The organism is Psychrobacter sp. 28M-43, from assembly GCF_014770435.1.
In the GTDB taxonomy this organism is placed as follows: Bacteria; Pseudomonadota; Gammaproteobacteria; order Pseudomonadales; family Moraxellaceae; genus Psychrobacter.
This window is the reverse complement of record NZ_CP061739.1, coordinates 3,026,969-3,039,008: the sequence shown is the minus strand read 5'-3', so window position 1 is coordinate 3,039,008 and position 12,040 is coordinate 3,026,969. Positions and strand designations below refer to the sequence as shown.

General features: G+C 47.5%; 4 tRNA genes and 6 rRNA genes. All 10 read left to right on the top strand.

Annotated elements, in window-relative coordinates:
• The first annotated feature begins 175 nt into the window (after window positions 1–175).
• The 10 genes from rrf (IEE84_RS12740) to IEE84_RS12695 all read left to right on the top strand — a co-directional run bounded on the left by rrf (IEE84_RS12740) (window position 176) and on the right by IEE84_RS12695 (window position 11,938).
• Window positions 176–289: ribosomal RNA gene (rrf, locus tag IEE84_RS12740) — 5S ribosomal RNA — on the top strand.
• Between the two features lie 696 nt (window positions 290–985).
• Window positions 986–2,524: ribosomal RNA gene (locus IEE84_RS12735) — 16S ribosomal RNA — on the top strand.
• Between the two features lie 75 nt (window positions 2,525–2,599).
• A tRNA-Ile gene (locus tag IEE84_RS12730) sits at window positions 2,600–2,676 on the top strand.
• 9 nt (window positions 2,677–2,685) lie between these two features.
• Window positions 2,686–2,761: transfer RNA gene (locus tag IEE84_RS12725), tRNA-Ala, on the top strand.
• A 347-nt stretch (window positions 2,762–3,108) separates the two neighbouring features.
• Window positions 3,109–5,964, top strand: a 23S ribosomal RNA gene (locus IEE84_RS12720).
• A gap of 185 nt (window positions 5,965–6,149) precedes the next feature.
• Window positions 6,150–6,263, top strand: a 5S ribosomal RNA gene (gene rrf / locus IEE84_RS12715).
• A gap of 696 nt (window positions 6,264–6,959) precedes the next feature.
• A 16S ribosomal RNA gene (locus IEE84_RS12710) occupies window positions 6,960–8,498 on the top strand.
• 75 nt (window positions 8,499–8,573) lie between these two features.
• Window positions 8,574–8,650: transfer RNA gene (locus IEE84_RS12705), tRNA-Ile, on the top strand.
• 9 nt (window positions 8,651–8,659) lie between these two features.
• A tRNA-Ala gene (locus IEE84_RS12700) sits at window positions 8,660–8,735 on the top strand.
• 347 nt (window positions 8,736–9,082) lie between these two features.
• Window positions 9,083–11,938, top strand: a 23S ribosomal RNA gene (locus tag IEE84_RS12695).
• The 16S, 23S and 5S rRNA genes sit together here with 4 tRNA genes alongside, the layout of an rRNA operon.
• The last annotated feature ends 102 nt before the right edge of the window (window positions 11,939–12,040 follow it).

The following is a 12,040-nucleotide window of genomic DNA, read 5'->3' as shown; positions in this document are numbered from 1 at the left end:
AGTGGTTTGTATACAAGTCTAATTAATCTATCTTGTATAGCTCAGGCTATAGAATAAAGAAAGAATATTTCGATATCACCTTTAACCTTGATTCAGTTAGGTTACAAGTTGATCGACAACAAGCTCAAACTTGATGTCAATAAAAACAATAACAGACTCATATCTAACCCCCTTTGCTGACGACAATAGCGCGATGGCCCCACCTGATCCCTTCCCGAACTCAGAAGTGAAACATCGTAGCGCCAATGGTAGTGTGGTTCGCCCATGTGAGAGTAGGTCATCGTCAGCTCTCTATTCTAGATAAAGCCCCCTTTGCTAACGCAATGGGGGCTTTTCTTTGTGCGCGGTTTGATGGCGGATTCTTCGATCAATAGCCACTAATCTCGTTCAGTAAAATAATTATAAAAAAAGCGCAATTAACCTTGACCCAGACTCAAACAAGCGTATAATGCCACCCAGTCGAAAGGGAAGTGGTTTACTGATTTGAACGATGTAGATTGTTTAAATTAAATAGAAAATACTTCTTGACTAAATAAATATAGCGTCTATAATACGCACCTCATCAAGACGAGCTGGAAGTAGCTAGTGTGTAGATTACACATTAATAACCCAGTTAACTTGTTGAAACAAATTAAAAAAAGAAGTTGACAGACTATTAAAACATGATATGATGGTCAGCTCGCTAAATAGGATAAGCCACATTGGCTGACTTGTTTAGTTTGAAATACTAGCACTGGACGACAGTGTCAGACATTATTTAAAAGCATAACTAAAGAACAACTTGTGTGGATTTTTGCTGATTCAGAATGCTAAAAAATAAAGTTGACTATCTTTTCTTTTCGGGAAGATTATTAACTATAAAAATTATCATTTAAGACAGCAGAAAAACTCAAAGTTAATTCATTACGAACATAATTTTTAGCGATTTTGCCAGATTAAATGAGCCAAGTTTAGAAGCTTCTTTAAAGAGCTTCATAGCAAGATTAAACTGAAGAGTTTGATCATGGCTCAGATTGAACGCTGGCGGCAGGCTTAACACATGCAAGTCGAGCGGAAACGATGGTAGCTTGCTACCAGGCGTCGAGCGGCGGACGGGTGAGTAATACTTAGGAATCTACCTAGTAGTGGGGGATAGCACGGGGAAACTCGTATTAATACCGCATACGACCTACGGGAGAAAGGGGGCAGTTTACTGCTCTCGCTATTAGATGAGCCTAAGTCGGATTAGCTAGATGGTGGGGTAAAGGCCTACCATGGCGACGATCTGTAGCTGGTCTGAGAGGATGATCAGCCACACCGGGACTGAGACACGGCCCGGACTCCTACGGGAGGCAGCAGTGGGGAATATTGGACAATGGGGGAAACCCTGATCCAGCCATGCCGCGTGTGTGAAGAAGGCCTTTTGGTTGTAAAGCACTTTAAGCAGTGAAGAAGACTCTTCGGTTAATACCCGGAGACGATGACATTAGCTGCAGAATAAGCACCGGCTAACTCTGTGCCAGCAGCCGCGGTAATACAGAGGGTGCAAGCGTTAATCGGAATTACTGGGCGTAAAGCGAGCGTAGGTGGCTTGATAAGTCAGATGTGAAATCCCCGGGCTTAACCTGGGAACTGCATCTGAAACTGTTAGGCTAGAGTAGGTGAGAGGGAAGTAGAATTTCAGGTGTAGCGGTGAAATGCGTAGAGATCTGAAGGAATACCGATGGCGAAGGCAGCTTCCTGGCATCATACTGACACTGAGGCTCGAAAGCGTGGGTAGCAAACAGGATTAGATACCCTGGTAGTCCACGCCGTAAACGATGTCTACTAGTCGTTGGGTCCCTTGAGGACTTAGTGACGCAGCTAACGCAATAAGTAGACCGCCTGGGGAGTACGGCCGCAAGGTTAAAACTCAAATGAATTGACGGGGGCCCGCACAAGCGGTGGAGCATGTGGTTTAATTCGATGCAACGCGAAGAACCTTACCTGGTCTTGACATATCTAGAATCCTGCAGAGATGCGGGAGTGCCTTCGGGAATTAGAATACAGGTGCTGCATGGCTGTCGTCAGCTCGTGTCGTGAGATGTTGGGTTAAGTCCCGCAACGAGCGCAACCCTTGTCCTTAGTTACCAGCGGGTTAAGCCGGGAACTCTAAGGATACTGCCAGTGACAAACTGGAGGAAGGCGGGGACGACGTCAAGTCATCATGGCCCTTACGACCAGGGCTACACACGTGCTACAATGGTAGGTACAGAGGGCAGCTACACAGCGATGTGATGCGAATCTCAAAAAGCCTATCGTAGTCCAGATTGGAGTCTGCAACTCGACTCCATGAAGTAGGAATCGCTAGTAATCGCGGATCAGAATGCCGCGGTGAATACGTTCCCGGGCCTTGTACACACCGCCCGTCACACCATGGGAGTTGATTGCACCAGAAGTGGATAGCTTAACCTTCGGGGAGGCGTTCACCACGGTGTGGTTGATGACTGGGGTGAAGTCGTAACAAGGTAGCCGTAGGGGAACCTGCGGCTGGATCACCTCCTTATAGACGCATTCGGTCAGCAAGAATTCACAACAAGTTGTTCTTTAGTTTAAGCTTACGTTTTTAACAAACGTATTAGGGTCTGTAGCTCAGCTGGTTAGAGCACCGTGTTGATAACGCGGGGGTCGGTGGTTCAAGTCCACCTAGACCCACCATTTTACAATGGGGCCATAGCTCAGTTGGTAGAGCGCCTGCCTTGCACGCAGGAGGTCAACGGTTCGACTCCGTTTGGCTCCACCACTACTAAGACGGTTAAGTAAGCTTTAGATGCCAATAAATAAATAGGTATTAAATAGAAATAAGTGATTGTTAATGATTACTTCTTTCTGTTTTATACAGAATCTGTGACTCGACGAGAGCATAGAGACTATTTAAAAACATAGATATGAGTCTGGGTTAAGAAGAGCGTGTTCACGCGCACTTCTTAACCTTAATAACTCACCTCTTAACGACATCAGTTGTTATCCCAGGGGTGAGTTATTAAAAAAAGTAAAGAGAACTGAATCAAGCGTATAAACATAGGTGATATCGTTATCATAATTAGATTGTATGACACTTAGAAGTCGAAAGACTACTTGGGGTTGTATGGTCAAGTAATGAAGCGCACATGGTGGATGCCTTGGCAGTCAGAGGCGATGAAAGACGTGACAGCCTGCGATAAGCTTCGGGGAGGCGGCAATATCCTGTGATCCGGAGATTTCTGAATGGGGAAACCCACTTACCATAAGGTAGGTATCCTAATTTATTAGGAAGCGAACGAGGGGAAGTGAAACATCTCAGTACCCTTAGGAATAGACATCAATTGAGATTCCCCTAGTAGCGGCGAGCGAACGGGGAGAAGCCGATTAATTCTAATGTAGAAGAACAGCGTGGGAAAGCTGACCGTAGTAGGTGATAGTCCTGTATTCGAAACATTAGAGTTAACATATTAAGTAGAGCGGGGCACGAGAAATCCTGTTTGAAGATGGGGGGACCATCCTCCAAGGCTAAATACTCCTGACTGACCGATAGTGAACCAGTACCGTGAGGGAAAGGCGAAAAGAACCCCTGTGAGGGGAGTGAAATAGAACCTGAAACCGTGTGCGTACAAGCAGTGGGAGCCCACTTGTTGGGTGACCGCGTACCTTTTGTATAATGGGTCAGCGACTTATATTCTGTAGCAAGGTTAACCGTTTAGGGGAGCCGTAGGGAAACCGAGTCTTAATAGGGCGTTTAGTTGCAGGGTATAGACCCGAAACCGAGTGATCTATCCATGAGCAGGTTGAAAGTGCCGTAACAGGCACCGGAGGACCGAACCCACTGTCGTTGAAAAGCCAGGGGATGACTTGTGGATAGGGGTGAAAGGCTAATCAAACTCGGTGATAGCTGGTTCTCCCCGAAAGCTATTTAGGTAGCGCCTCGGACGAACACCATTGGGGGTAGAGCACTGTTTCGGCTAGGGGGTCATACCGACTTACCAAACCGATGCAAACTCCGAATACCGATGAGTGATATCCGGGAGACACACGGTGGGTGCTAACGTCCATCGTGGAGAGGGAAACAACCCAGACCGCCAGCTAAGGCCCCAAATTCCTAGTTAAGTGGGAAACGAGGTGGGAAGGCATAGACAGCTAGGAGGTTGGCTTAGAAGCAGCCATCCTTTAAAGAAAGCGTAATAGCTCACTAGTCGAGTCGGCCCGCGCGGAAGATGTAACGGGGCTCAAACTAGGAGCCGAAGCTGCGGATTTGAATTTGTTTTCAAGTGGTAGGGGAGCGTTGTGTAAGCCTGTGAAGGTGTGTTGTAAAGCATGCTGGAGGTATCACAAGAGCGAATGCTGACGTGAGTAACGATAATGCGAGTGAAAAGCTCGCACGCCGGAAGATCAAGGGTTCCAGTCCAACGTTAATCGGGGCTGGGTGAGTCGACCCCTAAGGCGAGGCCGAAAGGCGTAGTCGATGGGAAATCGGTTAATATTCCGATACTTGTTTATAATGCGATGGAGGGACGGAGAAGGTTATGTCAGCCTGGCGTTGGTTGTCCAGGTGAAAGGATGTAGGTTTATAGCTTAGGTAAATCCGGGCTATTTTATACCGAGATCTGATAGCAAGCTGTACTTGTACAGCGAAGTGGCAAATACCATGCTTCCAGGAAAAGCTTCTAAGCAATAGTTATAAACGAATCGTACCCTAAACCGACACAGGTGATCAGGTAGAGAATACCAAGGCGCTTGAGAGAACTCTGCTGAAGGAACTAGGCAAAATGGTACCGTAACTTCGGGAGAAGGTACGCTGTTGATGGTGATAGGACTTGCTCCTTGAGCTGTTGGCAGTCGCAGATACCAGGCTGCTGCAACTGTTTATTAAAAACACAGCACTCTGCAAACACGAAAGTGGACGTATAGGGTGTGATGTCTGCCCGGTGCTGGAAGGTTAATTGATGGGGTTAGCGTAAGCGAAGCTCTTGATCGAAGCCCCAGTAAACGGCGGCCGTAACTATAACGGTCCTAAGGTAGCGAAATTCCTTGTCGGGTAAGTTCCGACCTGCACGAATGACATAATGATGGCAGCGCTGTCTCCAGCAGAGACTCAGTGAAATCGAAATCGCAGTGAAGATGCTGTGTACCCGCGGCTAGACGGAAAGACCCCGTGAACCTTTACTACAGCTTTACATTGAACTTTGACCTGACTTGTGCAGGATAGGTGGGAGGCTTTGAAGCCGAGACGCTAGTCTCGGTGGAGCCAATCTTGAAATACCACCCTGGTCATGTTGGGGTTCTAACTCAGGTATAACAATACCGAGGACAATGTATGGTGGGTAGTTTGACTGGGGCGGTCTCCTCCTAAAGAGTAACGGAGGAGTACGAAGGTGCGCTCAGACCGGTCGGAAATCGGTCGTAGAGTATAAAGGCAAAAGCGCGCTTAACTGCGAGACCCACAAGTCGAGCAGGTACGAAAGTAGGTCTTAGTGATCCGGTGGTTCTGTATGGAAGGGCCATCGCTCAACGGATAAAAGGTACTCTGGGGATAACAGGCTGATACCGCCCAAGAGTTCATATCGACGGCGGTGTTTGGCACCTCGATGTCGGCTCATCTCATCCTAGGGCTGAAGCAGGTCCTAAGGGTATGGCTGTTCGCCATTTAAAGAGGTACGCGAGCTGGGTTTAGAACGTCGTGAGACAGTTCGGTCCCTATCTACCGTGGGCGTTGGAAATTTGAGAGGATCTGCTCCTAGTACGAGAGGACCAGAGTGGACGAACCTCTGGTGTTCGGGTTGTCACGCCAGTGGCATTGCCCGGTAGCTACGTTCGGATGGGATAACCGCTGAAAGCATCTAAGCGGGAAGCCCACCTCAAGATTAGATTTCCCTAAAGAGCCGTTCAAGACTAGGACGTTGATAGGCAGGGTGTGGAAGCGCAGCGATGCGTGTAGCTAACCTGTACTAATTGCTCGTTTGGCTTGACCATACAACACCCAAGTGGTTTGTATACAAGTCTAATTAATCTATCTTGTATAGCTCAGGCTATAGAATAAAGAAAGAATATTTCGATATCACCTTTAACCTTGATTCAGTTAGGTTACAAGTTGATCGACAACAAGCTCAAACTTGATGTCAATAAAAACAATAACAGACTCATATCTAACCCCCTTTGCTGACGACAATAGCGCGATGGCCCCACCTGATCCCTTCCCGAACTCAGAAGTGAAACATCGTAGCGCCAATGGTAGTGTGGTTCGCCCATGTGAGAGTAGGTCATCGTCAGCTCTCTATTCTAGATAAAGCCCCCTTTGCTAACGCAATGGGGGCTTTTCTTTGTGCGCGGTTTGATGGCGGATTCTTCGATCAATAGCCACTAATCTCGTTCAGTAAAATAATTATAAAAAAAGCGCAATTAACCTTGACCCAGACTCAAACAAGCGTATAATGCCACCCAGTCGAAAGGGAAGTGGTTTACTGATTTGAACGATGTAGATTGTTTAAATTAAATAGAAAATACTTCTTGACTAAATAAATATAGCGTCTATAATACGCACCTCATCAAGACGAGCTGGAAGTAGCTAGTGTGTAGATTACACATTAATAACCCAGTTAACTTGTTGAAACAAATTAAAAAAAGAAGTTGACAGACTATTAAAACATGATATGATGGTCAGCTCGCTAAATAGGATAAGCCACATTGGCTGACTTGTTTAGTTTGAAATACTAGCACTGGACGACAGTGTCAGACATTATTTAAAAGCATAACTAAAGAACAACTTGTGTGGATTTTTGCTGATTCAGAATGCTAAAAAATAAAGTTGACTATCTTTTCTTTTCGGGAAGATTATTAACTATAAAAATTATCATTTAAGACAGCAGAAAAACTCAAAGTTAATTCATTACGAACATAATTTTTAGCGATTTTGCCAGATTAAATGAGCCAAGTTTAGAAGCTTCTTTAAAGAGCTTCATAGCAAGATTAAACTGAAGAGTTTGATCATGGCTCAGATTGAACGCTGGCGGCAGGCTTAACACATGCAAGTCGAGCGGAAACGATGGTAGCTTGCTACCAGGCGTCGAGCGGCGGACGGGTGAGTAATACTTAGGAATCTACCTAGTAGTGGGGGATAGCACGGGGAAACTCGTATTAATACCGCATACGACCTACGGGAGAAAGGGGGCAGTTTACTGCTCTCGCTATTAGATGAGCCTAAGTCGGATTAGCTAGATGGTGGGGTAAAGGCCTACCATGGCGACGATCTGTAGCTGGTCTGAGAGGATGATCAGCCACACCGGGACTGAGACACGGCCCGGACTCCTACGGGAGGCAGCAGTGGGGAATATTGGACAATGGGGGAAACCCTGATCCAGCCATGCCGCGTGTGTGAAGAAGGCCTTTTGGTTGTAAAGCACTTTAAGCAGTGAAGAAGACTCTTCGGTTAATACCCGGAGACGATGACATTAGCTGCAGAATAAGCACCGGCTAACTCTGTGCCAGCAGCCGCGGTAATACAGAGGGTGCAAGCGTTAATCGGAATTACTGGGCGTAAAGCGAGCGTAGGTGGCTTGATAAGTCAGATGTGAAATCCCCGGGCTTAACCTGGGAACTGCATCTGAAACTGTTAGGCTAGAGTAGGTGAGAGGGAAGTAGAATTTCAGGTGTAGCGGTGAAATGCGTAGAGATCTGAAGGAATACCGATGGCGAAGGCAGCTTCCTGGCATCATACTGACACTGAGGCTCGAAAGCGTGGGTAGCAAACAGGATTAGATACCCTGGTAGTCCACGCCGTAAACGATGTCTACTAGTCGTTGGGTCCCTTGAGGACTTAGTGACGCAGCTAACGCAATAAGTAGACCGCCTGGGGAGTACGGCCGCAAGGTTAAAACTCAAATGAATTGACGGGGGCCCGCACAAGCGGTGGAGCATGTGGTTTAATTCGATGCAACGCGAAGAACCTTACCTGGTCTTGACATATCTAGAATCCTGCAGAGATGCGGGAGTGCCTTCGGGAATTAGAATACAGGTGCTGCATGGCTGTCGTCAGCTCGTGTCGTGAGATGTTGGGTTAAGTCCCGCAACGAGCGCAACCCTTGTCCTTAGTTACCAGCGGGTTAAGCCGGGAACTCTAAGGATACTGCCAGTGACAAACTGGAGGAAGGCGGGGACGACGTCAAGTCATCATGGCCCTTACGACCAGGGCTACACACGTGCTACAATGGTAGGTACAGAGGGCAGCTACACAGCGATGTGATGCGAATCTCAAAAAGCCTATCGTAGTCCAGATTGGAGTCTGCAACTCGACTCCATGAAGTAGGAATCGCTAGTAATCGCGGATCAGAATGCCGCGGTGAATACGTTCCCGGGCCTTGTACACACCGCCCGTCACACCATGGGAGTTGATTGCACCAGAAGTGGATAGCTTAACCTTCGGGGAGGCGTTCACCACGGTGTGGTTGATGACTGGGGTGAAGTCGTAACAAGGTAGCCGTAGGGGAACCTGCGGCTGGATCACCTCCTTATAGACGCATTCGGTCAGCAAGAATTCACAACAAGTTGTTCTTTAGTTTAAGCTTACGTTTTTAACAAACGTATTAGGGTCTGTAGCTCAGCTGGTTAGAGCACCGTGTTGATAACGCGGGGGTCGGTGGTTCAAGTCCACCTAGACCCACCATTTTACAATGGGGCCATAGCTCAGTTGGTAGAGCGCCTGCCTTGCACGCAGGAGGTCAACGGTTCGACTCCGTTTGGCTCCACCACTACTAAGACGGTTAAGTAAGCTTTAGATGCCAATAAATAAATAGGTATTAAATAGAAATAAGTGATTGTTAATGATTACTTCTTTCTGTTTTATACAGAATCTGTGACTCGACGAGAGCATAGAGACTATTTAAAAACATAGATATGAGTCTGGGTTAAGAAGAGCGTGTTCACGCGCACTTCTTAACCTTAATAACTCACCTCTTAACGACATCAGTTGTTATCCCAGGGGTGAGTTATTAAAAAAAGTAAAGAGAACTGAATCAAGCGTATAAACATAGGTGATATCGTTATCATAATTAGATTGTATGACACTTAGAAGTCGAAAGACTACTTGGGGTTGTATGGTCAAGTAATGAAGCGCACATGGTGGATGCCTTGGCAGTCAGAGGCGATGAAAGACGTGACAGCCTGCGATAAGCTTCGGGGAGGCGGCAATATCCTGTGATCCGGAGATTTCTGAATGGGGAAACCCACTTACCATAAGGTAGGTATCCTAATTTATTAGGAAGCGAACGAGGGGAAGTGAAACATCTCAGTACCCTTAGGAATAGACATCAATTGAGATTCCCCTAGTAGCGGCGAGCGAACGGGGAGAAGCCGATTAATTCTAATGTAGAAGAACAGCGTGGGAAAGCTGACCGTAGTAGGTGATAGTCCTGTATTCGAAACATTAGAGTTAACATATTAAGTAGAGCGGGGCACGAGAAATCCTGTTTGAAGATGGGGGGACCATCCTCCAAGGCTAAATACTCCTGACTGACCGATAGTGAACCAGTACCGTGAGGGAAAGGCGAAAAGAACCCCTGTGAGGGGAGTGAAATAGAACCTGAAACCGTGTGCGTACAAGCAGTGGGAGCCCACTTGTTGGGTGACCGCGTACCTTTTGTATAATGGGTCAGCGACTTATATTCTGTAGCAAGGTTAACCGTTTAGGGGAGCCGTAGGGAAACCGAGTCTTAATAGGGCGTTTAGTTGCAGGGTATAGACCCGAAACCGAGTGATCTATCCATGAGCAGGTTGAAAGTGCCGTAACAGGCACCGGAGGACCGAACCCACTGTCGTTGAAAAGCCAGGGGATGACTTGTGGATAGGGGTGAAAGGCTAATCAAACTCGGTGATAGCTGGTTCTCCCCGAAAGCTATTTAGGTAGCGCCTCGGACGAACACCATTGGGGGTAGAGCACTGTTTCGGCTAGGGGGTCATACCGACTTACCAAACCGATGCAAACTCCGAATACCGATGAGTGATATCCGGGAGACACACGGTGGGTGCTAACGTCCATCGTGGAGAGGGAAACAACCCAGACCGCCAGCTAAGGCCCCAAATTCCTAGTTAAGTGGGAAACGAGGTGGGAAGGCATAGACAGCTAGGAGGTTGGCTTAGAAGCAGCCATCCTTTAAAGAAAGCGTAATAGCTCACTAGTCGAGTCGGCCCGCGCGGAAGATGTAACGGGGCTCAAACTAGGAGCCGAAGCTGCGGATTTGAATTTGTTTTCAAGTGGTAGGGGAGCGTTGTGTAAGCCTGTGAAGGTGTGTTGTAAAGCATGCTGGAGGTATCACAAGAGCGAATGCTGACGTGAGTAACGATAATGCGAGTGAAAAGCTCGCACGCCGGAAGATCAAGGGTTCCAGTCCAACGTTAATCGGGGCTGGGTGAGTCGACCCCTAAGGCGAGGCCGAAAGGCGTAGTCGATGGGAAATCGGTTAATATTCCGATACTTGTTTATAATGCGATGGAGGGACGGAGAAGGTTATGTCAGCCTGGCGTTGGTTGTCCAGGTGAAAGGATGTAGGTTTATAGCTTAGGTAAATCCGGGCTATTTTATACCGAGATCTGATAGCAAGCTGTACTTGTACAGCGAAGTGGCAAATACCATGCTTCCAGGAAAAGCTTCTAAGCAATAGTTATAAACGAATCGTACCCTAAACCGACACAGGTGATCAGGTAGAGAATACCAAGGCGCTTGAGAGAACTCTGCTGAAGGAACTAGGCAAAATGGTACCGTAACTTCGGGAGAAGGTACGCTGTTGATGGTGATAGGACTTGCTCCTTGAGCTGTTGGCAGTCGCAGATACCAGGCTGCTGCAACTGTTTATTAAAAACACAGCACTCTGCAAACACGAAAGTGGACGTATAGGGTGTGATGTCTGCCCGGTGCTGGAAGGTTAATTGATGGGGTTAGCGTAAGCGAAGCTCTTGATCGAAGCCCCAGTAAACGGCGGCCGTAACTATAACGGTCCTAAGGTAGCGAAATTCCTTGTCGGGTAAGTTCCGACCTGCACGAATGACATAATGATGGCAGCGCTGTCTCCAGCAGAGACTCAGTGAAATCGAAATCGCAGTGAAGATGCTGTGTACCCGCGGCTAGACGGAAAGACCCCGTGAACCTTTACTACAGCTTTACATTGAACTTTGACCTGACTTGTGCAGGATAGGTGGGAGGCTTTGAAGCCGAGACGCTAGTCTCGGTGGAGCCAATCTTGAAATACCACCCTGGTCATGTTGGGGTTCTAACTCAGGTATAACAATACCGAGGACAATGTATGGTGGGTAGTTTGACTGGGGCGGTCTCCTCCTAAAGAGTAACGGAGGAGTACGAAGGTGCGCTCAGACCGGTCGGAAATCGGTCGTAGAGTATAAAGGCAAAAGCGCGCTTAACTGCGAGACCCACAAGTCGAGCAGGTACGAAAGTAGGTCTTAGTGATCCGGTGGTTCTGTATGGAAGGGCCATCGCTCAACGGATAAAAGGTACTCTGGGGATAACAGGCTGATACCGCCCAAGAGTTCATATCGACGGCGGTGTTTGGCACCTCGATGTCGGCTCATCTCATCCTAGGGCTGAAGCAGGTCCTAAGGGTATGGCTGTTCGCCATTTAAAGAGGTACGCGAGCTGGGTTTAGAACGTCGTGAGACAGTTCGGTCCCTATCTACCGTGGGCGTTGGAAATTTGAGAGGATCTGCTCCTAGTACGAGAGGACCAGAGTGGACGAACCTCTGGTGTTCGGGTTGTCACGCCAGTGGCATTGCCCGGTAGCTACGTTCGGATGGGATAACCGCTGAAAGCATCTAAGCGGGAAGCCCACCTCAAGATTAGATTTCCCTAAAGAGCCGTTCAAGACTAGGACGTTGATAGGCAGGGTGTGGAAGCGCAGCGATGCGTGTAGCTAACCTGTACTAATTGCTCGTTTGGCTTGACCATACAACACCCAAGTGGTTTGTATACAAGTCTAATTAATCTATCTTGTATAGCTCAGGCTATAGAATAAAGAAAGAATATTTCGATATCACCTTTAACCTTGAT